This window comes from Poseidonibacter lekithochrous, assembly GCF_013283835.1.
GTDB lineage: Bacteria > Campylobacterota > Campylobacteria > Campylobacterales > Arcobacteraceae > Poseidonibacter > Poseidonibacter lekithochrous.
Window position 1 is genome coordinate 559,665 of the sequence record NZ_CP054052.1, and the last position, 24,882, is coordinate 584,546.

Annotated in this window: 27 protein-coding genes; 3 read left to right on the forward strand and 24 right to left on the reverse strand. The window is 27.2% G+C overall.

Annotated features, from left to right (window positions below):
- Positions 1-2: 2 nt before the first annotated feature.
- The 17 genes from ALEK_RS02720 to ALEK_RS02800 form a co-directional block, all read right to left on the reverse strand.
- Positions 3-503, reverse strand: a complete 501-nt coding sequence (locus ALEK_RS02720) for a hypothetical protein (RefSeq protein ID WP_071626349.1) — start codon at positions 501-503, stop codon at positions 3-5.
- On the reverse strand, positions 500-2,077 hold the full coding sequence (locus tag ALEK_RS02725) for a PepSY-associated TM helix domain-containing protein (RefSeq protein ID WP_071626348.1): 1,578 nt from the start codon (positions 2,075-2,077) through the stop codon (positions 500-502). The genes ALEK_RS02720 and ALEK_RS02725 overlap by 4 nt, the downstream gene beginning before the upstream one ends.
- Positions 2,078-2,088: 11 nt before the next feature.
- Positions 2,089-2,394 (reverse strand): hypothetical protein, encoded by a 306-nt coding sequence (locus tag ALEK_RS02730; protein WP_071626347.1) that lies wholly within the window; start codon positions 2,392-2,394, stop codon positions 2,089-2,091.
- 95 nt (positions 2,395-2,489) lie between these two features.
- On the reverse strand, positions 2,490-3,314 hold the full coding sequence (locus ALEK_RS02735; protein ID WP_071626346.1) for a DUF4198 domain-containing protein: 825 nt from the start codon (positions 3,312-3,314) through the stop codon (positions 2,490-2,492).
- 9 nt (positions 3,315-3,323) lie between these two features.
- Positions 3,324-3,464 (reverse strand): FeoB-associated Cys-rich membrane protein, encoded by a 141-nt coding sequence (locus ALEK_RS02740; RefSeq protein ID WP_083574613.1) that lies wholly within the window; start codon positions 3,462-3,464, stop codon positions 3,324-3,326.
- Entirely contained in the window at positions 3,464-3,766 is a 303-nt protein-coding gene (locus ALEK_RS02745; protein WP_071626345.1) for a hypothetical protein, read from the reverse strand. Before ALEK_RS02745 ends, ALEK_RS02740 begins: the two co-directional genes overlap by 1 nt.
- Positions 3,759-6,215, reverse strand: a complete 2,457-nt coding sequence (gene feoB / locus ALEK_RS02750) for a ferrous iron transport protein B (protein ID WP_071626344.1) — start codon at positions 6,213-6,215, stop codon at positions 3,759-3,761. The genes ALEK_RS02745 and feoB overlap by 8 nt, the downstream gene beginning before the upstream one ends.
- Entirely contained in the window at positions 6,208-6,432 is a 225-nt protein-coding gene (locus ALEK_RS02755; RefSeq protein WP_071626343.1) for a FeoA family protein, read from the reverse strand. Before ALEK_RS02755 ends, feoB begins: the two co-directional genes overlap by 8 nt.
- 236 nt (positions 6,433-6,668) lie before the next feature.
- Positions 6,669-7,838 carry a tetratricopeptide repeat protein gene (locus ALEK_RS02760; RefSeq protein ID WP_071626342.1) on the reverse strand — a complete coding sequence of 390 codons (1,170 nt, stop codon included), beginning with the start codon at positions 7,836-7,838 and terminating at the stop codon, positions 6,669-6,671.
- On the reverse strand, positions 7,835-8,449 hold the full coding sequence (locus ALEK_RS02765) for an energy transducer TonB (protein WP_071626341.1): 615 nt from the start codon (positions 8,447-8,449) through the stop codon (positions 7,835-7,837). Before ALEK_RS02765 ends, ALEK_RS02760 begins: the two co-directional genes overlap by 4 nt.
- A 1-nt stretch (position 8,450) precedes the next feature.
- Positions 8,451-8,858, reverse strand: a complete 408-nt coding sequence (locus tag ALEK_RS02770) for an ExbD/TolR family protein (RefSeq protein ID WP_071626340.1) — start codon at positions 8,856-8,858, stop codon at positions 8,451-8,453.
- A complete protein-coding gene (locus ALEK_RS02775) occupies positions 8,859-9,377 on the reverse strand; it encodes a MotA/TolQ/ExbB proton channel family protein (protein ID WP_071626339.1) in 519 nt (172 codons plus the stop codon).
- Position 9,378: 1 nt separating this feature from the next.
- On the reverse strand, positions 9,379-10,692 hold the full coding sequence (locus ALEK_RS02780) for a MotA/TolQ/ExbB proton channel family protein (RefSeq protein WP_071626338.1): 1,314 nt from the start codon (positions 10,690-10,692) through the stop codon (positions 9,379-9,381).
- Complete coding sequence (locus ALEK_RS02785; protein ID WP_071626337.1) at positions 10,689-11,438, reverse strand: DUF3450 domain-containing protein; 750 nt, start codon at positions 11,436-11,438, stop codon at positions 10,689-10,691. The genes ALEK_RS02780 and ALEK_RS02785 overlap by 4 nt, the downstream gene beginning before the upstream one ends.
- 216 nt (positions 11,439-11,654) lie before the next feature.
- Complete coding sequence (locus tag ALEK_RS02790; RefSeq protein WP_071626336.1) at positions 11,655-13,202, reverse strand: PepSY-associated TM helix domain-containing protein; 1,548 nt, start codon at positions 13,200-13,202, stop codon at positions 11,655-11,657.
- A 3-nt stretch (positions 13,203-13,205) separates the two neighbouring features.
- Complete coding sequence (locus ALEK_RS02795) at positions 13,206-13,502, reverse strand: hypothetical protein (RefSeq protein ID WP_071626335.1); 297 nt, start codon at positions 13,500-13,502, stop codon at positions 13,206-13,208.
- 58 nt (positions 13,503-13,560) lie between these two features.
- A complete protein-coding gene (locus tag ALEK_RS02800) occupies positions 13,561-15,642 on the reverse strand; it encodes a TonB-dependent receptor (RefSeq protein ID WP_071626334.1) in 2,082 nt (693 codons plus the stop codon).
- A 278-nt stretch (positions 15,643-15,920) separates the two neighbouring features.
- On the opposite strand from ALEK_RS02800, the gene serS reads away from it, so the two are divergent.
- Entirely contained in the window at positions 15,921-17,159 is a 1,239-nt protein-coding gene (gene serS, locus ALEK_RS02805) for a serine--tRNA ligase (RefSeq protein WP_071626333.1), read from the forward strand.
- 64 nt (positions 17,160-17,223) lie between these two features.
- Here the strand turns inward: serS and ALEK_RS02810 are convergent, their stop codons facing one another.
- The 3 genes from ALEK_RS02810 to ALEK_RS02820 form a co-directional block, all read right to left on the reverse strand.
- Entirely contained in the window at positions 17,224-17,520 is a 297-nt protein-coding gene (locus ALEK_RS02810) for a hypothetical protein (protein ID WP_071626332.1), read from the reverse strand.
- A 139-nt stretch (positions 17,521-17,659) separates the two neighbouring features.
- Positions 17,660-18,661 carry an L-dopachrome tautomerase-related protein gene (locus ALEK_RS02815; protein WP_071626331.1) on the reverse strand — a complete coding sequence of 334 codons (1,002 nt, stop codon included), beginning with the start codon at positions 18,659-18,661 and terminating at the stop codon, positions 17,660-17,662.
- Between the two features lies 1 nt (position 18,662).
- Entirely contained in the window at positions 18,663-19,685 is a 1,023-nt protein-coding gene (locus ALEK_RS02820) for a zinc-binding alcohol dehydrogenase family protein (RefSeq protein WP_071626330.1), read from the reverse strand.
- Between the two features lie 191 nt (positions 19,686-19,876).
- Here ALEK_RS02820 and ALEK_RS02825 point away from each other — a divergent pair, with 191 nt between their 5' ends.
- Both ALEK_RS02825 and ALEK_RS02830 read left to right on the forward strand, forming a co-directional pair.
- Positions 19,877-20,764, forward strand: a complete 888-nt coding sequence (locus ALEK_RS02825) for an AraC family transcriptional regulator (RefSeq protein ID WP_071626329.1) — start codon at positions 19,877-19,879, stop codon at positions 20,762-20,764.
- 667 nt (positions 20,765-21,431) lie between these two features.
- Positions 21,432-22,589: an esterase/lipase family protein gene (locus ALEK_RS02830; RefSeq protein ID WP_071626328.1), complete on the forward strand. Its 1,158-nt coding sequence runs from the start codon at positions 21,432-21,434 to the stop codon at positions 22,587-22,589.
- 2 nt (positions 22,590-22,591) lie between these two features.
- Here ALEK_RS02830 and ALEK_RS02835 read toward each other — a convergent pair whose 3' ends face one another.
- Genes ALEK_RS02835 through ALEK_RS02850 form a run of 4 tightly spaced genes read right to left on the reverse strand, consistent with a single transcriptional unit; the run spans position 22,592 to position 24,878 of the window.
- Positions 22,592-22,981: a hypothetical protein gene (locus ALEK_RS02835; RefSeq protein ID WP_071626327.1), complete on the reverse strand. Its 390-nt coding sequence runs from the start codon at positions 22,979-22,981 to the stop codon at positions 22,592-22,594.
- Positions 22,982-23,017: 36 nt separating this feature from the next.
- On the reverse strand, positions 23,018-23,410 hold the full coding sequence (locus ALEK_RS02840) for a chaperone NapD (RefSeq protein ID WP_071626326.1): 393 nt from the start codon (positions 23,408-23,410) through the stop codon (positions 23,018-23,020).
- A gap of 16 nt (positions 23,411-23,426) precedes the next feature.
- Positions 23,427-24,383: a hypothetical protein gene (locus ALEK_RS02845; RefSeq protein ID WP_071626325.1), complete on the reverse strand. Its 957-nt coding sequence runs from the start codon at positions 24,381-24,383 to the stop codon at positions 23,427-23,429.
- Between the two features lie 18 nt (positions 24,384-24,401).
- Entirely contained in the window at positions 24,402-24,878 is a 477-nt protein-coding gene (locus ALEK_RS02850) for a ferredoxin-type protein NapF (protein ID WP_071626324.1), read from the reverse strand.
- Positions 24,879-24,882: the final 4 nt, after the last annotated feature.

The following is a 24,882-nucleotide window of genomic DNA, read 5'->3' on the forward strand; positions in this document are numbered from 1 at the left end:
GGTTATCTTACTTTTTGTAACTCTTTCATTAGCAAATTAGTATTTTTTATATTAACTAAAATAGTGATAAATAAAAGTACAAAAGCTAAAGCAATACTTACAATTAAAGCTAGGCTTAGTTGTTTAGATCCTTCTCTTGGCTCTGATAATTTAACTTCTTTATTTTGACTTCCCACTTTTGTAAAACCACCTTTTGGACTAGGACCCACTTCTATTATTTGATGTCCTGGACCACCATCTAATACTATTTGATATGATTCCTTTGGAATGTCTATTGTTAATTCACTCTCTGTTGGTAAACGTTCTTTATATAAAAGCATACCATTCGCTAAAGCTTCAAGCCTAACTTGTGCTCCTGTAGCTACTTCTCCTGTATTAAATACACCTTCTACTGTAATAGTATTATCTTCATTATCAAATACATTCAAAAGTAATGAATGAGCAAAGATAACTTGCTGTAAAGATAGTAAAAATATAAAAGATATTAAAATTCTTTTATTCATAATTGAGCCTTTGTAGTTTTTTTATTCCAAAATAGTTTTGCTTCTTCTCTATTTTTTGGTAGTTTAAAAGAAACAAAAAGTAGTAAACAAGCAAAAATAAATAAAGCAATATCAACATTTAGTATGATATTCATGTTCCCTTGGTATAAGTCTAGGGGAGTTAGTTTCATTACAACTCCATGTATAACTGGAGCAGATAAAAATAACACACCCCCTAAAAATAAAAACTCTTTTGCTGCTTGATAAGAGTTAATTCTATAAAAAGACCAAAGTAAAGTAAGAAGCCACATATTAAAAAATGCACCTTGTTGCCAAATAACTCTATCTTCTAAATTCATTGGCAATAGCCATTGTAAATTGAATAATAAAGCAGTTGCTGGAATTACACCTATCATAATAGTAAGTGAGAGTTTTCCCATCCAGTGATAAAAGGGAATTTTTCCTTCGTATTTTTTTGCCTTTTTTTCTAACCATAACATTACGCCAGCTCCTATTGCAAAACAAGAAGAAAGCATAATTAGGGCTATAAATAATCTAGTAAATATATCTACTCCAAATAAAAGATGTAAAAAATAAGTGGCATCAGAAACTAATACATTCCAGTGTCTATCCATAACTTTTACATTAGATATGATATTTCCATTTACTGCATTTAAAGTAAGAGTAGGGCTATTATAAATACCGTTTAAAAATGGATAATAAGGATTATATCCTTCTAGTTTAACCCTAGCACTTGAATCTTTCCAGTTAATAAGTATTAGTTTTTCAAGAGTAACATCTGGATTTATCTCTTGTGCTTTTTTTATTAGCTCACTAATAGGAAGCATTTTTACTGTGTCATTTTTCTTTTGAATCTCTACATCTTTTGGAAGTAAAATTGGATTTGTAATCTTTTGAATCACATGTGTTTCACCCTTACTTGCTATATAGGTCATAGGTCCTGAACCTGTATAACCTATACACATTAAAGCTCCTGTTAATGTGATTATTATAAAAGGAGGGAAAACCCATGTGAATATCTTTCTATGATATTTAGAAAATTTACTTTGTTGATTTTTACCTTTGTTTTTATATTTTAGAGTATTAACTAAAATTAATCCCCCAATAATTAAAAACATAACAGCAACAGCCATAAAACCAAATATTGTATAACCAATATTTTCTAGTGGTCTACCATAATGCATTCCATTTAAAAATTTAGCAAGTTTTGATCTCTCCCCTTCATGGTCAAGTTTTAGCTCACTTCTTGGATCAAATACACTTGGTTCCATAAATCTATGAGAGATTTTTAATGTGGGATCATTTCTAAATCCAGGAAGAGTAATAATAATATTATTTCTTGGATAATCTGGATCTGATATAACTGGATCAATCATTGCAGAATAATTTATTTTAGTAATATCAGCAGCTTGAAAGTGTCTTGATGGTTTTTCCCATACTTGAATATATGGAAGCATAATTGCAAAGACACCGAAAAATACTGCAATATACATTAAAAGTGAAAAAGTAATTCCAGTAGATACATGAATTCTTTGTAATCGTTGTTTAAAAAGTTTTGAATCGTTTGTAGACATAAGTTAGTTCTTTAAAATAAAATTAGTAAAAAAATAGAAAAAATTAATGAGGGAAGTAAAAAACGTAAAAGTGCTTTTAGTTTAGTAGGAGCTACTACAATCCATAATGCAAAGCAAGCCCAAATTAAAGTATTAAACATCAAAGGTATTATTATAGATTCCCCCGCAGTTCCTGGGATTATAAATACTAAAAGAGTCATTCCTAGATATGCAGCTATTAAGCCACCAAAAATAGAAGATAAAACTCTAAATAGGCCTATTTTTTTCCCACTTTCCTCAGGTGTTGAAAGTTGTTTATATATATTAGTTGTAAACACTATTAAGACCTTTTAATGATTTTGATTATTATAATTAAGTGTTATTGAAATTGTTCTTAACAAATTTTGAACATGACAAGAAAGAGTTTTCTTGTCTAGTTTATTTCTATAATAGGTTTTGCTTCTACCCAAATTAGGGCATCTTGTTTTAGTTTTTTGCCTTTAAAAGTTTTACCTTTATTTAAATCTTGAGCAGAGAAAGCCCAAAATCCAGCTTTAGGAATAGTGAAGTTAAATTCTCCATTTTTGTTTGCTTTTAGTGAAAGAGTTATGAAGACTTTATTTGGAGCTTTAATTTTGTCTTTTCCCATAGAGTTATTATTAATATCTACATCTCTATTTAAGTAAGTGATATCAACATTTGCATAAGGCACTGCTTTTCCTTGAGCTTTTACAATACCTGCAAAATTACTTCCTTCCCAAATAGCGTAGGGTTTAACTAAAGGTACAATCTCAGCTTCAAGTTTTAAATCATCAGACCAGTTTGTAGGAGCTGCTGCTACATTGATTATTGTTTTGACAATTTGTTGAATATAAATATCTTGATTCTCTTCATAAAAAGGAGCGGCTTTTAAAATCATAATGTGATCACCCATTTTTCTTGCTTTATATTTACTCTCATAAGCATGTCCTGAATTTACATTTCCTTTAAATTGAATAGCTTTTAAAGTACTTTTTAAATCAGTTTTTTTCTTTTTATTAATCACATAAAATTCTTCTACTTCTAAAAACTCATTTGAGTCATGTTGTTTTCCCATATTTAAAGTATATTTATCTTCAAATGGGTGAGTAAATACCTGTCTTATTTGAATATATTTACCTTTTTCTAATGCTAAATTTGGAGTATATAACATTTGAAAGTGAGCATAAGTATTTGTTGTAATTAAAAATAAAATTGAAACTAATAGTAGTTTTTTCATTAAAATCCTTTATATTTTTTTATTGTTCTTATTATTAGAACCACATCCGCATGAACCACCACAAGAATTCTTTTTAAATAAAGATTTATAGATATAAAATACTGCAAGTGCAAAAATAATAAGTGTAAAGATTAATTCTTCAGTATTCATTACTCTACTATGTCCTGACCTTTAATGCTAACAAGATGGCCTTTTCCTGCATCAAAATTTACATTATATTCTCCCTGTGGTTTTGTAAATGTAAATTCACTGTCTTCATTCATAAGACCTTCTGATACTTTTTTATCATTTTGTTTTATATACATAGCTACACCACTACCACTAGCACCATCTGAGAAACCACCTTCACAAGTAATTGTTCCATCACCATTATCAAAACAAGTCATAACGGCTGTATGTGCACTTGCACTACTTACTAATAAAGCACTAACTAATAAAATTTTTTTAAACATAATTTTCCTTTTTGTAATTTGGGATTAAAGATAAAAGCATGGTAATACTTAATACAAAAATGTAGAAATAAACCATTGCTTCTACCCCTGAAAGATTCAAAAATGAACCAACTTGAAAGATAAATATTGCAGACAATAAACCTAAAACCATAGGATAAGATAAAGCAAAAAACATCCATTTATAAGAGTTTGTTTGTACCTTTATCATAATCATTGTTGCAATACATGGAGGCGTTAATGCCATGAAAATGATAATTGCAACTGCACCAAGTGGTGTATATGAGCTTGAACTTGCAATTGAGCTACTTCTTGGATCTTCTTTATTACTTTCATATAAAGCTCCAATAGTTGCTACAGAACTCTCCCTTGCGGCAAATGAACTTAAAAATGCAACATTGATTTTCCAATCAAAACCTGCATATTGAGTTAGGGGTACGAAAAATTTACCCATAGAACCTAAAGCAGAGTTTTCAACTTTTTCATCTTTTGTCTCTCTAAATAATGCTTTTCTAGTTTTTAGTAATTTCTTAAAAGCTCTATTTATCTTTTTGGCTTCTTTGTCTCTTTTTGGTTTTGTGAATAAAAAGAAATAAGGATTTATATCTTTATATTTAGAATCAATTTCTTTTGCTTTTTCTTTACTTGTTGTATTCATACGTTTACTTCTGTATGTATTATAGAAATTAATAAAAGCTTTTAATTCGTCTTTTTCATCTAAGTGTGAATAGTATTTATTTGTTTGTATTTTTTTATAAAAAATACTTTGCATATTTTTTGATTTATTATCTAATTCTTCTTTTTTCTCTTTTGAGATTCCCGGAAACTGAATTAAGACAAATAAGACTACAGCAACAGCTGCTACAATAGTTACAATCTTTTTTAGGTATAACCAAATCTTATCAAATACTTTGATAAAAATACCTCGAAGAGTTGGAATATGATATGAAGGCAATTCCATAATAAAAGGAGTTGTTTCGTGTGCTTTAAGTACGGTAAGAGTTAATACCTTTGAGACAGAGAGTGCTACAAAAATAGTAACAGTAGATATTAAAAACATCATTAATGCCATATCTGCTTGGAAAAAAGCGGCTAAAATTAATGTAAAGAATGGAATTTTAGCAAGACAATTCATAAGTGGAATTGTAAGCATAGTAGCCATTTGGGCTTTTTTATCATTCATTCCTTTTGTCGCCATAACTCCAGGAACTGCGCAACCTCCTGCAAAAATACCACTTAATACTAAAGGTAGAGTTGATTCTCCATGAAGTCCAAACTTGACAAATAATCTATCTAAAATAAAGGCCATTCTTGGCATATAACCTACATCTTCAAGTATTGCTAATAAAAAGAACAATATAAAAAATATAGGAAGATAGTTTAGTAAGGCATTTACACTATTCATCATCCAAATAGCAAACTGGGTTATATAGGGAATAGAATCAATATTCTCTTGTGGGAAAAATGAAACAACAGTAGTTTTTAGCCAAGACAGTATTGGCCATGTAATAGTTGTAAGTTCATATCCATAAACAATTGATAATTGGTATAAAGTAAAAATAATTGAAGCTAGTATTGGAAGGGCTAAGTATTTATTTAAAACAATTGAATCAATTTTATCACTAAAAGTTCTTTCATTTTTTTTAGTATTTATGCTACATGCTTTTAGAAATTCATCAGCTTTTTCATATCTTGTTTTTACAATATACTGTTCACATGAAATATTGAATTTTTCTTTGAACTCTTCTTTTAATTTCTCTAAATAATCTAAAATTTGTTTTGCATTGTTAGAGTTTTGTTTAAGATATTCTATTATTTGAGCATCATTTTCAAAAAGTTTTACACTTATATAGTGTTTTGATAAAGTTAAACTCTTATTATCAATTAATTCTTTTATTAAATCAATATATTTTTGTAATTCTTTATAATGTAGAGCATTTGATATATGTGAAAGTTGACTTTTTTTAACTTCTACAATTGATTCTTTTATTTCATCTAAACCTTGTTTTTTAGATGCAACTGTTTCAATAATTTTTGCATTTGTTAGTTTTTGTAATTTTTTTAAGTCAAATTCTAAACCATTTTGTTTTGCAACATCAATCATATTAAATGCAATTATCATTGGTTTATGCATATCTAAAAGTTGCATTGTAAGATATAGATTTCTTCTTAAATTAGAAGCATCAACAGTATTAATTATAATATCTGTATCTTTATTTAATATATAATCTCTTGTGATTTTCTCTTCCACTGAGTATGATGAAAAAGAGTATGTTCCTGGAAGATCAATAACTTCAATTTTTGATTCCTTGTAATTAAAAGAACCACTTTTTTTATCAATAGTAACACCTGGATAATTTGCAATATGTTGTTTTATATTAGTTAGCATATTAAATATTGTAGATTTACCACAGTTTGGCTGACCTACAAGAGCTACTTGTATATTATTCATAAGTAACCTTAATACTTTTTGCTTCTTGTATTCGCAAACTTATATGATAAGCTAATACTTCAACTTCAATTGGATCACTTAATGGAGATTTTCTAATCATTTTAATTTTATTACCTTCAATAAATCCCATATCATATAGTTTTTGAAGTAGCATTCCTTGTGCATTTATTTCTTTTATAATGGCAACTTTATTTGTTTGTATTTCATCTAATGTCATTATAATCCTTACGTTTTTGCTATTATAACTATAGTAATATAGATAATTAATATTATAATCATTAGTCATGACAAGCAGAATGAAAAAATGTTTTGATTTAGGATAGTAAACCTAAGAAAGTAACTTGCAAAATTACTTTGATAGGTTTACTTGAACATGTGAAAAAACTCTTAGTACGTATATGAGGTTACTAATTGTAAAATCATATACTTAGTAAAAGTTTTTATACAAATAATTTAGATTTTATAACCTAAATCATTTGCTAAGTTTTTTGCTCTTCTTTTTTCATATTTATTAGAAGCAGCTTTTTTTAGATATTTGATAGTTTGTTTTTTATTTTCTAACTCGAAAGAACTTAAGGCTAAGATAGTGTATCTTTGTCCATCATATCTTGTGTTCTTTGTAAATTTATAGTTTTTTAAAACAGTGATTGCATTTTTATAATCACTATTATTGAAATAAATATTTCCTAAAATCAGTTTATATTTATCTGTTTTAGCATAAATAGATTTTGTTAATTTTGGTATAGATTCTTTATAGTTCTTAGCATTTAGAAAACAAGAAATTAAGATATTAAAATTCTTTTTATTATTCTCTATAATATGTTTTGTAATTGAATCTTTCATAAGTAAACCAGCTTTATTATATAAATTATTTTGAAGTAAAATATTTACAAAATACATGATATTTTTTTTCTTACTTACCACATCTTTTTTATATGCTAATTCCAAAGTAGCTAAAGATTTTTTATATCTTTTTGTAGTTTGATAAATAGATATTAATTGCATCCAATACTCTTCTTTTTGAGAATATCTTTTAACTAAATACTTTAATGTTCCTATTGCTTCATTGTAATCTTTTAGTTCGATATATGATGAATAAAGCATTCTATGCCAAGATTCATTACTCTTTTTTTGAGTAATCACTTGTTTAATATAAGGGATAGAACTTTTATATTTTTCTGCGTAATAATAAGCTAATGCAATATTTTCTATTAAAGTAGATTTTTTTATAACCTTACTATTTAATAGCTCTTTTGAATACTTAATACTTTTTGAATATAAAGATTGTGATAAATATATTTGAGATAAAGAGAATTTTATTTTCTCTAAGTCTTCTTGTTTTAATGCCTTTAATGAAAGTATATTTTCATAATATTTTGACACTTTTTTATATTGATCTTTAGCTATATAAATATTTGCTAAAGATTGATATGCATAGGACTTACTCATATCATTTAAATCAGAGTTTATAATAGGATTTAATATATTTAATGCTTTTGTATACTCTTTTTTATCAATATATGTCTGAACTTTTTGAAGTTTTTTATATGTACTTTGTGAAATTGTAGTTTTTGCATTTAAAAAACTTGCAATTATTAAACAAACTAATAGAATTTTTCTCATCTTGCCAACCTAAAATTAAATGTAATACTTGCTGTTCTCTCAAACTCATTTGGTTTGAATTTCCATTTCTTTATAGCTCTTATTGAGCTTTTTTCAAATACGCCTTTTGGATTAGAATCTAATATTTTTACATTTGAAACTAAACCTTCTTTATCAATATCAAATGCCAATTGAACAGAACCTGCTTGCTTCTTCATTTTTGCACGTCTTGGGTATTTAGGATTAACTTTTTTTAGGGCTCTTAAAGAGTTTGCATCTAATAATCCACCCATTTCAACCTGTGCTCCACTTAGTGATGAAATTGCAGAAATATCAATATTTTTTGCCAATGCTTTAAAGGGTTTGATTTTTACATTTTGATTCACTTTTGGAGTTAAATTAGTTTTAACTATTTTAATCTTTTTCACTGGTGGTTTTTTCACTGGTTCTTTTGGTTTAACTCTTTTTTTTCTTTCAATATTTGAATCATTTTTTTCTCGTAAATATACTAAAGGTCTATTCTTACTCGATTCAGTAATATTACTAGCATTACTACTAGTCATTAAGTGCATACCAAAAAATAATCCTATACAAATACCAACTGATACTAATAATGCAAAAAATAGTCTCATACTAATTATCTCTTAATGTTGAAATAGAGATATTAAAAATCCCTGCTAATCTAATCTGATCCATTACTTGAACTAAAGTACCAGTCTTAGCTTCTGTATCTGATTGAATAACTACTGAACTTTGAGAATTAGAAGCTTTTAGTCTTTCTATATTGGCTCTTACAGATCTTACATCTACCATTCTTTTATCAATCCATATTTCATTATTGTTTCTAATTGCAATAAGAATATTTGCTTTACTTTTTTGTTCTGCTGATTTTGCGCTTGGTCTATTTACTTCAATACCTGCTTCTTTTACAAATGATGTTGTAACAATGAAGAAAATTAGCATAATAAAAACTACATCAAGCATTGGTGTTAGGTTGATTTCTGTCTCTTCTTTGTGAGCTTTTTGTGAAAATCTTCTCATTTATATTACCTTTGATAGTTCAAGTTCTAGTTTTTGTTTGTGATACTTTATTGATAACTCTAATCTTTTTTCAAAAAGTATTCCGCTTAGTGCTATAACCATCCCTGCCATTGTTGGAATAGTTGCCATAGAAACACCATTTGCCATTGATTTAACGTTATTACTTCCTGTTATTGCCATAACATCAAATACTTCAATCATTCCAGTAACAGTTCCTAAAAGTCCTACTAGGGGACAAACAATGATTAGTGTTTTAATAAAATCAAGACCAGTTTTTAATCTAATATTTGAGTCTTCAACTAAATATCTTTTTATCTCATCTTTAAATTTATTGTTTTTACTTACATTTTTAATATCTTCTAAAATGGCTTTTTTATGTTTTTTATACTCAAAGCTAATATAAATATATCGCTCAATTAATAATGTCCATAAAAAAATAGCAATGGCAAATACGATGTATAATACAAAGCCTCCTTTATCAAAGAAGGCTAATAAATCATCTATATATAATTCAATCATTTTATTTCAACGTTTTTGCTAATAATCCAATACTTTGTTCTTCTAAAATAGATACTAACTCTTCTGATTTAGATGAGATATATGTATATGCAAATAGAAGTGGTATTGCTGTAATAAGACCTAATACTGTTGTAATAAGAGCAGTTGAAATACCACCTGCCATTAATTTTGGATCCCCAGTACCAAATAAAGTAATTGCTTGGAAAGTTGCAATCATTCCTGTAACAGTTCCTAATAATCCAAGAAGTGGAGTAACAGCTGCTAGAAGTTTTACAAAACTTTGACCTTTTTTAATATTGTTTGTTTCTCTTAATATTGCTTCACCAATTTTAATTTCTAAGTCATTAATAGAATCATTTACATTCTTATAGAAAATATCTGCAATTTTTCCTAATGAGTTATTTGTTTTTGGTTTATCTATATTTTTAATTTGAGATTTGATTTTGATAGATGAAATATTTAATACAATCATTTTATAAAGTGCCACTAATAATCCAAGTCCACCTAAAGCTAAAATAACATATCCAACAATACCACCTTGATTTACTCTATCAAGAATAGTTGGGTTGTTTTCAATCATTTCAAATAGAGTTCCTCTTGTAGGATCAACTGTAATATTTTCAATTGTATTTGATTTTTCAAAAGCTCTTGCATCTGATAATACATTTGAGTTTGGTTGTACTGCTAATTCAACTAATGATTTCATATCATTTGAGTAAGTTAAATATTTTCCATTTGAAACTGCTGCAAATAATCCAACTCTTGTAACTTCTTCATTAACTTTAACACCTGTATTTAAAATCACATTTGTTTCATATTGTGAAATATTTCCAGATTTGATAATTTCATCAAGCATTGAGTGCCAAAATAATGTAAGTTCTTCTAAGTTTGGAAGTTTCTTAGAGTTTGCGAACTTTGTAAAAATCTCTTCTTTTAAAGGATCTTGTGATGCTGTAAGAGAGTTTTGAAAGTTTGTTAAAAAATCAGATGATGATTGTCTTACACTTCCAAACATTTGTCCTAAACTTGCAGCTTTAGTACTTAGTTCAGTCTCTTTCTCTTCAAGTAAAAGTTCATTAGCATCAATAATTTTTTTAAGTTTTTCACTTTCTGCTTCTTCTTGGCTTAGAATCTTTTTACTTTTACTTAATAGTGTTGCTTGTTCATTTTTATTATCAATGAACTCTTGTAGTCTTTGTTTTTCAACTTGTAATTCTTTATTTGCATCATTTTTTACACTTTGAAGTAAACCCTCAAGATTTAAAGAAAATGCTAAAGTTGAAGCAAGACATAGAGTTAATATATATTTAATCATTTAGATTCCTTTTTAGCTAAGAATGGAAGGTTTAAGAAGTCAACATTTTGTTGTTTTTTAGCTATTTTTATTGCTTTTCTAATATTTGATTTAGATACACTATCTTCAATAATATCCCATGATTGAGTCTCTTTATTGTAGTATCCGTACTCTTTTAAATCTAAGCTTTGATAATATAATGCAACTCTTCCAAGTCTTAAGAAATTATATGTTTTGTCATTGATTTTATCTTGGTATGCTTCAATAGTTTTTGCATAATCATATTCAATTTTAAAGGCTTCAAGAATAATTCTGTATTTTTCATGTGTTTGAATATCAGCTTTATTTAATGTAGATTCTAATCTTTTTACTCTGTCTAATCTTTCAGTTAATAAAAATGGTGTATCTTGATTTACTAATGTCTCTAAAGATTTAATCATATTAATCATCAAGGGAAAGATATTTTTTTGAGTTTGCTCAATATCAATAATTTGTTGATCTAAACTTGCAATTTCAGTTTCTTGTGAACTAATGATTTTTCTTAATTGTTCGTTATAAGTTTTAGTACTTTTAATTGAACTATTAGTGTATTTATATTCATTTAGAAGACCTTCTCTAATATCCTCATTTTTATCTATTTTTCTTTGATAAGATTTTAATTGATTATTAGTTTTTTCTATTACAGTTACAGATTTATCAATCTGATTTGCAAATAAAACCAATTGTAAACTTGCTAAAACAAACAATGTTTTATACATTTTTCTCATTCTTTTCCTTTTGGTGTATCTATTGAAGTATTTTTGTGATTATAGTAATAATAAATGACAATAAAATCACATTTAACAATTATAAGAATCATAATCAAAATTAGATAAAAAAATACTTATGTATTCTTTTATCATGACAAGTAAAATTAACTTATTTTAATTAGGGTTTTTATTCTGTGCTATATCAACTATTTTTTGTTGATATAGCTTTAAATTTTATGAGTGTTTTATAAAGTATTTCTCGTTGAGTTTACTTGAGAATAATAAAAATAATAAGGCAACAAATATTAATACTAAATCTGTAAAAAATATTTCTGTTAAGCCACTATAATAAGAGTTAAACAAGGTATAACCACTCATTATTCCATGTGATATAACTGCAACTATTAAAAGTAGGGCACTTAGTTTAAAACTATTTTTTGTAATTATAAATAAATCTTTTTTCATTAAAATATAAATAAAAAGTAAAAAATAAACTGCATAAAATAGTATCTCTTGAGTATTTTGTAATTTATCTAAAAAGTTAAAATACATATATTTTTTAGGTATTAGCCAAGTTGTTGCAAACAGTGTTGATGCACTTAAAAGTGAACCTAACATAATAGTAAAACTTAAAGGTTTGATTACTTTATATGAAAAACTATCTTTTTTACTTCTCTCTAGCCATAAAACCATAGCAAAGACTAATCCAATAAATATTGTAAGACTAATTAGCCCAAATATAATTCTAGGAATATCAGAAAATGTTCTTAAATAGTGTAAGTAGAAAATAGAATCCAAAGTCTTTTCAGCAAATGTTCCTTGATCTGCTACTTTTTTATCTAGAACTTTTGCATTAATTCCATCTAAAACAACATAGGTTTCATTTCCAACTGAGCTAATAAAATAGTTATTAGGCTCATATCCAATAAATTTCACTTTGGCATTTGCATCATTGTAGTTATATACTTGCATTTCATAGAATGAAATATCATCAAACTGTTCTTTTGCTTTTGTATATAAAGTATTTAAGCTTAAGGATTTTACTTCTCTATTAGATTCTCTTACTTCTAAATCAGGATCAAATAAGATATTTCTATCTACTTTTAATATATTTGATGTTTCTCCATTTGTTAAATAATTAGTAATAAGTGGTGAACTATATACTCCTAGATTAAACAATGCTCCTGTAATACCAAACATAAATACTAAAGGAAGTGTATATAAAAGAATAAGCCTATGATATTTAGCATACAAGCCTTTTACTGTTTTAGTTTTAGCATTTTTATAATGGTTTTTAATAACTAAATATAAACCACTTAATGTTAAGAATACAACAGCCACAGACATGAAACCAAAAATAATTCTAAAAACTAAAGAATTAAAAATTCTACCAGTATGAATTTGATCAAATAATTTAGAAATAGTGAAGTTTTTAGGTTTTACTTTTTTACAAGTATGTGGATCTAAATAAAAATTAGGTCTATTTTTCACTCTAATTAAGTTATTAGCTTTTACCTCTTTAGCTGGAAAATTAAGTTTGATTAGATCCTTACTCATTTTCTTTCCATTCTCATCTATATATGTTCTTTTAGTGATTTGTTTAAAACATTTATCTAGATTAATATCTTCAATTTTTATTTTTGATATATGTTGTTTTGAGTCTTCCCAAAAATTAATATAAGGTTGGAATATTGTAAGAATCCCAAAGAATAGAGAAAGGAAGAAAAATAGGATGATATTAACACCTATTAATTTATGTATATTGAATAGTCTTTTTTTCATTTTTTAGCCTAAAGTGTATGTGAGTATGTATAAAACAATAAAGGGAATAATTGTTTTTAAAATAGCATTGAATTTTGTAATGGACATAATAATCCAAAGTCCATAAGCAGACCAAAAAAATGGCAGTAGAATAATTCCAATTACAATATTTTCAAAGATAGTGTAATCTAGTTGTTTTGATATTAACATGATTGTTAAATATGCAAGTATCAAGGAGCCAATAATTCCAAAACTAAGCCTTATTGCTCCTAGTTTATTATTATTGTCTTTTATAAATATATTTTTTTTAATTTGATTCATAACTTTCTAATTAAACCTTTTTGTTAAGATAAGAGAGCCTAGACTTGCTAGGCATCTTTTACCAGTAGTATTTGAAATTCAGACCAACTACTCTAGGATCTCCCATTTCGTATCTATCTGAACCATAGTTATTTAACATATAATCTTTGTCAAATAAATTGTTTACATATGCATATAAACCCCAATCATCTCTTTCATAACCAGCTTTCATATTTACAAGAGTGTATCCTTTGATTTTTCTTTCATTGGCACTATCTCCAAATTGTGAACCTGTATAAGTTATATTACTTCCTAGGAAATATCCACTGTCATTTCTATATGTAGTTCCTACATTTGCTGTAAGGTTAGGAGTTTTAGTAAGTTCATTTCCACTTTTATCTTTGTATTCATCAAATTCTGATTTGATAATTCCAAGTGAACCAAATAAATCTACATTATCACTAGCTTGGTATTTTGATTCTAGTTCAAGACCTTTCATAGTACTTTTTCCAGCATTTACAATATGAACATCAAAAGAACTTCCTGAAGTACCTTGTTCTGATACTTGTTGATCTTTAAATATTGTGTAGAAAACATTTGCATTAAAAGTTAATCTTTTATTTAACCATTGTGATCTAAATGATGCTTCATAGTTATTTGTATATTCTGCATCAAAAGTATTAGCTTCTGCTTTTACTGGGTTTGTAGAAATTCCACCTGGTCTATAACCTTTTGAGTAAACAAGTCCCGTACTAATATCATTAGACCATTTATAATTAAGACCTAATTTTGGTAAGAAATTTGTAGTATCAGTATTAGCTTGGATATTTCCATTTCCTAAAGTTGCAAGTCTTCCATCAATTACACTATTTGCTCCACCATGTGTTGATGTTCTTTGAGTACTAATATTGTTTTTATTATCTCTTTGATCTTTATCTAGTCTTGCTCCAAAAATTAATGTTAAATTATCTGTAACATGATAATCTGTATTAAAAAATAGTGCAGTGTTTTTATAATCTTCTTTTAATTGTTGTTGATAAGCTAACTTAAGTCCTGTAAATAAGAAAGAAGCATCAACTTCTTTTGCATCTTGGTTATCTATTCCACTACCACTTGAGTGATATACCCCAATAATAGATTCAGACCTGTCACCTTTATATGTAAATCTTAACTCTTGATTTATACTGTCATTTTCTCTATCAATCTTAAGAACGGATTGTCCTGCTAAATAATCAAAGTCATTAAATCTATCAAATTTCTCATCTGAAAAACCACTAAGAGATGTAAATGACCACTTATCATTTATATTATGATTAAGCTCAAGAGAGTGTGACTGGGCATCTGTATTGTAATACCCATCTGTATTAAAAGCACTTTTTCTCTCATTTGGATTACCTGCAACTACATGGCTTCCCCAATCATCATACGTTAATTTACTAAGTGTTAATAAAGCACTTGTTTCATCACTAATGTTATATAAAAGTTTTCCTCTTAAATTAGTAATTTCATTTTTATTAAATTTATCACCTCTAAAAGAATCATTTTTAATAAAACCATCAGATTGGGTTCTATCAACAGATAATCTAAATGCTAAATCTTCAGTAATAGCTCCTGTTTGCATAGCAGATAATTGTTTTTTATTGTAAGAGCCATATCCTACTTGAACTGCTCCATTTGCATCAAACTCTGGGTCTTTTGTTTTAAATACAACAGCACCAGCTAAAGAGTTTCTTCCTTGAATAGTTGATTGTGGTCCTTTTAATACTTCAACTTGTTGCATATCCCAAGTTGAGATTGCACCTTGTTTTGAAGCATTTGTTCCTTGAGATACCCCATCAACAGTAATATTAATAGTCTTAGGTCCTCCATATGAACCATAGGTTCCCGTTGCATTAATACCTCTAATACTAAAAGCATATTTTCCTGATCTATTTACATTTGTAGATTGTTCTACAATGTCATATAAATCATTTAATTTACTATGATTTATAAATGAAGTTTCATCGAATACTTGTACACTTGTAGTTGTGTCTTGTAGCGATTTTTCAATTTTTTCACCAGTAATTGTAACTTCACCTAATTCATGTTTCTCATTGGCAAAAGCATTATTTATACTTAATAAACCAAGAAGACTTGCACATACAATTTTACTTAATTTCATATGTTATTCCTTTTTTACATACCTTGTGTTCTAATAGTGAGAATAATAATCAAAATATATTTAAGTATATCTTTTCATACCCTTAATCAAGACAAGCAGTAAAGAGAAATTTTAAAGAATGATATTTACTGTTATTTTTGAGAATCATAATCAAAATAGAATAAATGTACTCTTTAGTAATTCTGTATCATGACAAGCAAAAAAGATATTGTGTATAAAAAAGCCTTCACATAGAAAAAATTAGATATAATTGCGAAAATTTTATATGAAAGATTAAAATGATTGATGTAAGAGAACTACAAAAAGATTTTAAAAATATGGCAAATGCCCTTAAACGAAAAGGTGTTGACCAAGAAACTCTTGATAATTTAAATGCAATTTCTGAAAATGCAAAAGCAAAAAGACAAGAGATGGAAAATGTTACTGCTGAGCAAAAGATATTATCAAAAGAGTTTGGACGATATAAAAAAGAGGGACTTGATATTGCACCACTTCAAGCAAATATTAATGATCTTAAATCTAACAAACAAACTTTAGAAGATGAAGTTAGAGTTTTAGAAGAAGAACTTACTTCAATTGCTCTTGGTGTTCCAAATATGGCTGATGCTAATGTTCCTGATGGTGCTGATGAAGATGAAAATGTTGTTTTAGAAACTATTGGTGAAAAAACTACTTTTGATTTTGAAGCAAAAGAACACTGGGACTTAGATAATGGTTGGATTGACTTTGAAAAAGGTGTTAAATTAGCTAAATCTAGATTTGCAGCACTAAGAGGTGATGGAGCTAGAATGGAGAGAGCATTAATTAATTATATGCTTAACTTCAATAGAGAAAGAGGTTTTGAAGAGTGGTATGTTCCATTTATGGCAAACTCAAATGCACTTCAAGGAACTGGTCAATTACCAAAATTTGAAGATGATTTATTCAAAATTGAAGGTGAAGATTTATACCTTATTCCAACTGCAGAAGTATCACTTACAAATCTTATGAATGATGAGATTTTAAAAGATGAAGAACTTCCAATGTTACTTACTTCTTATACTCCTTGTTTCAGAAAAGAAGCAGGTTCTGCTGGTAGAGATACTAGAGGATTAATTAGACAACATCAATTTGATAAAGTTGAAATGGTTGCTATTACTAAACCAGAACAATCTGATGAAGTATTTGAAAAGATGGTAAATTGTGCAAGTGATTTATTAACTTCTTTAGGTTTACCACATCAAAAAGTTCAATTATGTACAGGTGATTTAGGTTTCTCTGCTGCAACAACAATTGACTTAGAAGTTTGGTTACCAGGTCAAAATAAATATAGAGAAATTTCTTCAATTTCTAATACAAGAGAATTCCAATCTAGACGTGCTAAAATCAGATATAAAGATGGAAAGAAAAATGTATTAACTCATACATTAAATGGTTCATCATTAGCTGTTGGTAGAACGCTATTAGCTATTATGGAAAACTATCAAAATGAAGATGGAACTGTAAGAATTCCAGAAGTACTTAAAAAATATATGTAATAAACTTAGGTAATAACTAACTTCTTTTGAAGCTAGTTATTTACTTAATTGCTTCCCTTAATTTTTATAAATAGCTAATAGTATGATTTCTTTTTTTAAGGGTACTAGTTATTAATTCTTGTCTTGATTCTTTTAAAAATGATTTTATTTCATCTACTAATATCTTTTTTCTTTCAGAACTCATTCCTAATAATGAAATTATTATAGAACCTTCTTTTAAACTACTAATATCTAAATTTCTATAAGAAAAATGCTCTTTTGCTTTTTGTGCAAAAGGCGAATATATTTCAATATAATTATTAGATGCAAATGCTGGTAAGAATTCAAAACCAGAAATAATGTTTTTTTGATAATCTTTCATTTGATTTCCTTTTCTTTTAATTATATTGAGTTTGTTTATTGAATAAAAGTGATATATTGCGGAGTTTTTCCATCATTTGTGCTATTGTTTTTATAGAAGAGAATAACACTCTAAATCAAATTTAGAGTGTTAATGTTTATTAATTTATGGCTTTAATTTTTACTACTAAATAAGGTCCAACACCTTCTTCTTTTCCATTGTTTAAGGCTGCTGCTCTATTTAATTGATTTACTGTTGCATAAATATAACCATTTGCTGCAATTGTTAATCCATCTGCCCATGATTGACCCTTAGGAAGTTTTGCTAATATCTTATATTCTTTTGAAGTAGTTAATCCTATAGCATCATTTTGAATATCAGTTATATATACATTACCTTTTGAATCTGCTGCTATTCCATCACTATATGTTTTTGTTCCATATTCTTTTATATTTTTAATTACATTTTTCTCATTATCAAAACTACTTGCTGGAATTCGATATATTTTTTTACCATGAAGTGCACCATAATAAACCCATTTAAAAGTAGGATCAATGGCAATTGGGTTTAAAGCAAAACCACCTTCAAAATCAGGCATCATAGAACTATGTCCTTGGGCTATTCTTTTTGCTTTTCCCGTTATTGTATTAACTGTAATAAATGCAGGAGTAGGTGCACTTTTCAAATCACCTTGTGTCATATCTGCAATTATGATTCTATTTCTTTTTTCATCGAATGCAAAATCTTGTAAGAAACTAGCAGGTGTTAATACTGCTTCTGGTAGTTTGATGATTTTTTTGAGTTTATTTTTTTTCGTATCCCATACAACAAATTTTTTATCGCCTAAATCTAAAATCCAAAGATTATCATTCTTATCAATTTTAATCCCAATTGCAGCTTTTATAATAGATTCTTTGCCTTTTGAGTATTTAGTATTAGGATATGCTATATTTGTTCCTATTGCACTTATTTCTAAGGCTTTTGTATTAGGGTGTAAAAGTGGTTGAACAGTTAAAAATATTCTTCCTTCTTTTGAAATAGCAATATTTCCTGGTCTTTCATCTAATAGTGCAACAGTTTGCGCTATTTCTACTTTATTTGCAAATAGAGTAGTTGATAGGGTTATAAATAAACCTATCATGTATTTATTGATTTTTATCATTTTATTTTCCTTGTTCTTTAAAGTCAATTGCAACTTTTCCTATAGTTTTGCCACTTTCAACTAAGCTATGTGCTTCTTTTATATTTTGAGCATTAAAACCTTCAATAGTATGTGTTAATGTAGTTTTGATTTTTCCTTCATCTATTAGTTCACTCATTGATTTTAAAATATTGTGTTGTTCTTGAATATCATCTGTTTTAAACATAGAACGAGTGAACATAAATTCCCAAACAAAAGTTGCTGATTTTGATTTAAGTACAGAAAAATCTAATGCTCCCTCAAACTCTACAATTGAACAAATTTTTCCCTGTGGAGTAATTAGCTCACCCATGGCATCCCAATGACCTTTTGTATCTGCTACATTAAAAATATAATCAACACTTTGAAAACCTAATTCTTTAACAGAATTAACCAAATCTCTATGGTTTGCTACATAATGTGCACCCATTGATTTAACCCAAGATCTAGTCTCTTCTCTAGAGGCTGTTGAAATAATTTTTAGATTTGTTTTAGCTTTTGCAATCTGCGTAGCAATTGAACCAACACCTCCTGCACCACCTATTATAAGTATTGTTTTATTTTCTGTTGTATTTACATTTAATCTATCAAAAAGTGCTTCCCATGCTGTTAGAGAAGTTAGAGGAAATACTGCTGCTTGAACGTCAGTTAGTGTTGAAGGTGCAATGGCAACAATTCTTGAATCAACTACTTGATATTCACTATTTGAACCATTTCTTGTAATATCTCCTGCATAATATACTCTATCTCCAACTTTTAGATTTTGTACTTTTTCCCCAATACTTTCTATAATCCCAACAGCATCATATCCAAGGATTTTTGCTTCATCTAATACTATATTAACAGCAGCTTTTGCTCTAACTTTTGTATCAACTGGATTCATTGATACAGCATTTATTTTTACTACAATATCGTATTCTTGTGCTTGAGGTTTGTTTATCTCAAATTCAATCAAACTATCATTATTATCTATTTTGTATGATGTTTTAAATCCTATCGCTTTCATTTTTTTTCCTTTTATTTTTATATTCAATAATATATTTTAATTTAAATATGTCTAAATTATATATAGTTATAGGCTTGAAAAAAAGTGATATTTTGCGAAAATATTCCATCATTTGTGCGAAAACTTTCAATTATTTTTTGGATTATTATGTTTTAAGGTATATATTCTTCTTATAGGGTTAGAATATAAGTATGAAGAAATCAATAACAAGTAAATCACATTTTGAACAAATAAATCTTGCTTTAGCCTATGTACATAATAATTTTGGTGCAAATATTACAGCTGATGATTTAGCAAATGAGAGTGGATATTCTATATTTCATTTTCATAGAATATTTAAAGAGATAACAGGTGAAAGTGTAAATGATTATATTAGAAATACTAGATTAGAAAAAGCATCAAACTTATTGCTTTATAATCAACATAAAACAATTGAAATGATTGCAAAAGATTCTGGTTTTTCTACTGGCACTGGATTTAGTGCAGCTTTTAAGAAAAAGTTCTCGATGACTCCTAAAGATTGGAGAAAGGGAGGTTATGAAGTAAAAGATTCAACGTCTTCTTCAAATGGTATATCTATGATAGAAGTTGATGAAAATTTAAATATTGAAAATCCTAGAATAGTTTCTAATCAAAGTATTCCAATGATATATATGAGAACTTATGGTTATGAAGATGATATGAGTTTTGTTTGGAATCATATGCATGATTGGTGTGAAGAAATGGGCGTTTTAGATGAACCACATAAATATGTAGGTTTATTTCATAATCATCCATCTTTTATTCCTTATAATAAAGCTAGATATTTAGCTTGTATTAAAACAGATAAAGATGTATTTCGTAGTGGTAAAGTAGGGCGTTGTAAAGTTAGTGAAGGAAAATTTGCTAAGTTTGAGTTTACTTGTACTCATTCTACCTTATATAAATTAATGCATTTAACTTACATGAAATGGTTACCTTCTTCTGATTATGAAGTGAGAAACTTCCCTGCTTATGTAGAATATAAGAATCCTCGTAATCTTCTTAATAATGGAATTTTAGAAATAGATTTTTATATGCCAATACAATTAATTATGTAATATACAAAAGAGTAGATATAAAAAAAGGGAAGTTGTTCGCTCAACTTCCCTTTTTCTTTCGCGCACTTAAAGTTTTATATAAAAATATTTTATAAATTGAATGCAAATAAAACTTATTTAAACAGAATAAAAATTTATGATTGTTTAATATTAGTGAGAATAAAAAAGAAGTTTCATCCTGAAAAAAATTGTTACAGCTACGTAATTTTTTTAACTAAGGAGAGATAATAGATAAAACTTCTTGTTTTATGAAAGAGAGTATAGCAGAAAAATTTATAAAATGCTACTTTAATGCTACGTTTATAAAAAGAATTTTAAAATTTAGAGTTAATTAATGTAATTAAGGACAATTAATAAGCTACTAAATTACTAGTTTGCTACTTTATTATTAAAATCAAGCTATTTTTGATAGATTACTTAGTGGTAAAAATATTTTTTAGAAAATTACTTTTTATATTTAGTAGAGTAGTAGAAGTAAAAATAGAATTATTATTGAAATATTTCCCCCTTTTAGTTAAATAAAGAATAAAATTTATTAAATTATAATCTGATATAATAAATATAATTATAAAGTTATTGAAAGAGGAAAAAAGTGAGATATATAAAAATACTAAGTATTTTATTTTTAATATTGTTTTTATCAGGTTGTATTAACAACAGGAAAAATTTGAAGTTTGATCTTGCTGTAAATAAATATAATCAAAGTACCATTAAAGGTAATATATTAAAAAATCAAAAAAGTACAAAAAATATATATGTAATTTTGTATAAACATATTAAGGGAAATGTAAAAAGTGAAACTAGTTATAAACTAATAGATTTTTCTTCTCATTCAAACTCTAATAAATTTGAATTCAATGTTACTGAAGGAACGTATTTTTTATATGCTTGTCAAAATTTAGAAGTCTTAAAACAAAAACGTTTTGCTTATGAATATTACTCTAATTTAATAAAACTAAAAACAAATGAAACTGTAAATTTAGATATCAAATTATCAAATGATGAGATAGAAGTATCAGATGATAATATATTAATTGCTTCTCTTGGTCAAAAAGGAATTTTTGATAAGTTTGGGGAAGTACGAGAGACAAAAATCGAAGATACTATTTTCGATAGAAAAAAAGCTATTATTGGTTTATGGAAGCCTTTAGAATTCTTCTCTAAGTATGGAGGAGGGTTATATTTATTAGATAAATTTAGTGAAGATAAAACACCAATTTTATTTGTTCATGGTATGAGTGGAACACCTAGGGATTTTGAATTTTTAATTAAAAGTTTAGATAAGACAAAATACTTGCCTATGGTTTATTTTTATCCTACTGGTATAAACCTAAACTATGCAGTTGATGGATTAAAGTACTCATTTGAAAAATTAAGAAATAAGTATGAAATAAATGATATTAATATTATTGCTCATAGTATGGGTGGTTTAGTATCTAGAGGTTTTATTAATGTTTATGGAGATAAAATTGATATAAAAAGTTTCTCAACTATTGCTACTCCTTGGAATGGTCAAAAGTTTGCAGAATATGGAAAAAATATCGTACCATCTTTTTCTAATATGGCACCAGGAAGTGCTTTTCAAACTAATATTTTAAATAAGAATTTACCAAAATCTTTGAACCATTATTTATTTTTTGCATATAAGGGTAAAAACTCTTTAATTCTTGATAGTAGTAATGATGGAGTTATTTCATTAAGTAGTCAATTATTTGAAAAAGCACAAGAAAAAGCAGCTTTAGTATATGGTTTTAATGAGACCCATGTAAGTATATTAAAATCAGAACTTTTAAGTCTGTATTTAAAAGAAATAATTAGTAAATAGCTTTATTTGACAAAGACTTTTGTATCAAAAAGTTTTTGTCCCACTCTAACTTCAAAATAACCTTTTTTTAAATTATAATGTTTAAATGTCATTTCTTGAGCAATTTTGATTTTGTTTCTATTATATATAGGTATAGACTTCATATAATGCCCCTTAGAGCTTCCAATATTAACTTTAGGTGTTTGTCCTAGTAATTTTCCAAAAACAACGATTTTAGAGTAGCATGTGCCATTATAGTCATTTTTTGTTTTTCTAATATGTTGTACGTTTTCGCCATTACCTTGTTCGTCAAATACTCCAATTGCATAAGCAGCTGTTACTTTTGATGAGTAAGCAAAAAGTGAGAGGTTAAGTAGTAAGAATAAGATTAGTATATGTTTTATATTTTTCATAAACTAATCTTACAATATTTTTGTGGAAGTTATGTGTTATTTATCTTTACCAGTTTTATCAAAAGTTCTTGCAAAACCTTCTAAATCTTTTTTCTTTAAATCTCCATTATAAACGATATCTCTTGGATCAACATCTTTATCATTTAATACTTTAGGAACAATTTCAGCGTTATCAAGTACTTCCATATGATCACTTAATTCGTCTTCACTATATGCCATTTGCATATCAGCACTTGCAACATGAGGAATATTTTCAACTACTTTTAGTTTCTTTAATTCTTCTTCTACACCAGCACCTTCAATAGTGATGATGATTCTTCCTTTTTCATCATGTAAATGGTAATCACATACATCACAGTTTTTTAATGACTCAACAACTTCGTCTAAATATTTTGGTAAAGTTTGTACTACAATGCTAGAAATATTCATAATTTAATCCTTTAATTTAATCAATTTTATAATAATTTATTTTTTTATGGTCACTTGCAACAAAAATCTCATTTTCACTAATAAATAAGATATTTGATAATGTTGCAGGGTTTTGCACTAGAGTGTGAAGGTCATGTTTGTCAACAGTATTAAATACTGTAACATCATTATTTTCATTACTTGCATAAGCTGCAAGCTTTCCACTAGGGCTTAATCCTGCACTATATATTAAAAAAGAAGCTGTTTTATAATATACAGTACTATTATTCAAATGGTAAACAACAGATCTTCTATCTTGACCCGCTGTTATAATAACTCCATTTTTTGTATCTACTTGAAATACATTATCTAAGTTTTGATTTTCAAATGTTCTAATATCTTCTAATGTTCTAGAATTTAACATATGTAAATTTCCACTTTCATCGGCTATGATGATACTATTTTTATCTTCCGTCAAAATAAAATTTGAGAATTTTGAGTGGGTTATTTGTTTAATTTTTAATATCTTGTTTTCTACTAAATCAAATGTATAAACTTCATTAGAAAGTAGGGCAAAAATAATTGTTTTTTCATCAATGAATTTTGCTTTTGCAATATACATCTTTTTTTTAGCAGAAATGATTTCTTTTAGCTGATTATTTGCATAAATATTAACAGCTCTTCCACCTTTTGCTCCCTGAGATAAGATTAGTGTTTTATCCCCTAAAACATCAACACTGTATATTTTAGAATCAATTATATCACCCATGAAATCTTTAATTTTTGGTAATACGATTGAGTTGATTTTTGTTTTTGTTTTTATATCAAAAATATCTACACTAGATGCAGCTGTAGCCGCATATAGTTTATTATCTGAATAAACTAAATCCGTAACTCCACCTTTTGCCATATAAGTAAAAGTTGGATTAATATCTTTTGCATTTAAAAGATTTAGAAGTAAAAGAATTGAAAAAACAAATTTAAACAGATTCATAAATATCCTTATTAGTGCTTATACTATTTTTATAGCATCTACTGGGCAAGTTTTAATACAGTAGCCACATGATGTACAACTATCTTGTATTTCTGGTCTAAACATAGCAATAAACTCAATTGCATCATCTAAACAAGGATCTTTACAAGAGAAACACATTGTTTGATTCCATGATAAACATTTTAATACATCTATCTCTATTTTAGCATCTATATTTTTTTTATTTTCAAGTAATAAAACATCATGGGGACATGCATTTGCACACTCATCACAATAAGTACAACCACTATTAGTAAAGTCTAATTTAGGAGTTTTATCTTCTTGCATGATTATGATATTTTCTTCACAAACTGTACTACATATTCCATCACATTCTATACAGTTAGTCAAAAAAACAGATTCGTCTTCAAAATATGGGGGTCTTATTATCTTCTCTTGCTTCTTTTCGTTTTTAACGGATGAAGCAAGAGAGCTAAATAGCTCTCTTCTTTTCATAATC

Excerpts from the sequence above, each read along its gene's own strand:
- ALEK_RS02720 (WP_071626349.1), bottom strand. The coding sequence starts at position 503 with ATGAATAAAAGAATTTTAATATCTTTTATATTTTTACTATCTTTACAG.
- ALEK_RS02725 (WP_071626348.1), bottom strand. The coding sequence starts at position 2,077 with ATGTCTACAAACGATTCAAAACTTTTTAAACAACGATTACAAAGAATT.
- ALEK_RS02735 (WP_071626346.1), bottom strand. The coding sequence starts at position 3,314 with ATGAAAAAACTACTATTAGTTTCAATTTTATTTTTAATTACAACAAAT.
- ALEK_RS02740 (WP_083574613.1), bottom strand. The coding sequence starts at position 3,464 with ATGAATACTGAAGAATTAATCTTTACACTTATTATTTTTGCACTTGCA.
- ALEK_RS02745 (WP_071626345.1), bottom strand. The coding sequence starts at position 3,766 with ATGTTTAAAAAAATTTTATTAGTTAGTGCTTTATTAGTAAGTAGTGCA.
- feoB (WP_071626344.1), bottom strand. The coding sequence starts at position 6,215 with ATGAATAATATACAAGTAGCTCTTGTAGGTCAGCCAAACTGTGGTAAA.
- ALEK_RS02755 (WP_071626343.1), bottom strand. The coding sequence starts at position 6,432 with ATGACATTAGATGAAATACAAACAAATAAAGTTGCCATTATAAAAGAA.
- ALEK_RS02760 (WP_071626342.1), bottom strand. The coding sequence starts at position 7,838 with ATGAGAAAAATTCTATTAGTTTGTTTAATAATTGCAAGTTTTTTAAAT.
- ALEK_RS02765 (WP_071626341.1), bottom strand. The coding sequence starts at position 8,449 with ATGAGACTATTTTTTGCATTATTAGTATCAGTTGGTATTTGTATAGGA.
- ALEK_RS02770 (WP_071626340.1), bottom strand. The coding sequence starts at position 8,858 with ATGAGAAGATTTTCACAAAAAGCTCACAAAGAAGAGACAGAAATCAAC.
- ALEK_RS02775 (WP_071626339.1), bottom strand. The coding sequence starts at position 9,377 with ATGATTGAATTATATATAGATGATTTATTAGCCTTCTTTGATAAAGGA.
- ALEK_RS02780 (WP_071626338.1), bottom strand. The coding sequence starts at position 10,692 with ATGATTAAATATATATTAACTCTATGTCTTGCTTCAACTTTAGCATTT.
- ALEK_RS02785 (WP_071626337.1), bottom strand. The coding sequence starts at position 11,438 with ATGAGAAAAATGTATAAAACATTGTTTGTTTTAGCAAGTTTACAATTG.
- ALEK_RS02790 (WP_071626336.1), bottom strand. The coding sequence starts at position 13,202 with ATGAAAAAAAGACTATTCAATATACATAAATTAATAGGTGTTAATATC.
- ALEK_RS02795 (WP_071626335.1), bottom strand. The coding sequence starts at position 13,502 with ATGAATCAAATTAAAAAAAATATATTTATAAAAGACAATAATAATAAA.
- ALEK_RS02800 (WP_071626334.1), bottom strand. The coding sequence starts at position 15,642 with ATGAAATTAAGTAAAATTGTATGTGCAAGTCTTCTTGGTTTATTAAGT.
- serS (WP_071626333.1), top strand. The coding sequence starts at position 15,921 with ATGATTGATGTAAGAGAACTACAAAAAGATTTTAAAAATATGGCAAAT.
- ALEK_RS02810 (WP_071626332.1), bottom strand. The coding sequence starts at position 17,520 with ATGAAAGATTATCAAAAAAACATTATTTCTGGTTTTGAATTCTTACCA.
- ALEK_RS02815 (WP_071626331.1), bottom strand. The coding sequence starts at position 18,661 with ATGATAAAAATCAATAAATACATGATAGGTTTATTTATAACCCTATCA.
- ALEK_RS02820 (WP_071626330.1), bottom strand. The coding sequence starts at position 19,685 with ATGAAAGCGATAGGATTTAAAACATCATACAAAATAGATAATAATGAT.
- ALEK_RS02825 (WP_071626329.1), top strand. The coding sequence starts at position 19,877 with ATGAAGAAATCAATAACAAGTAAATCACATTTTGAACAAATAAATCTT.
- ALEK_RS02835 (WP_071626327.1), bottom strand. The coding sequence starts at position 22,981 with ATGAAAAATATAAAACATATACTAATCTTATTCTTACTACTTAACCTC.
- ALEK_RS02840 (WP_071626326.1), bottom strand. The coding sequence starts at position 23,410 with ATGAATATTTCTAGCATTGTAGTACAAACTTTACCAAAATATTTAGAC.
- ALEK_RS02845 (WP_071626325.1), bottom strand. The coding sequence starts at position 24,383 with ATGAATCTGTTTAAATTTGTTTTTTCAATTCTTTTACTTCTAAATCTT.
- ALEK_RS02850 (WP_071626324.1), bottom strand. The coding sequence starts at position 24,878 with ATGAAAAGAAGAGAGCTATTTAGCTCTCTTGCTTCATCCGTTAAAAAC.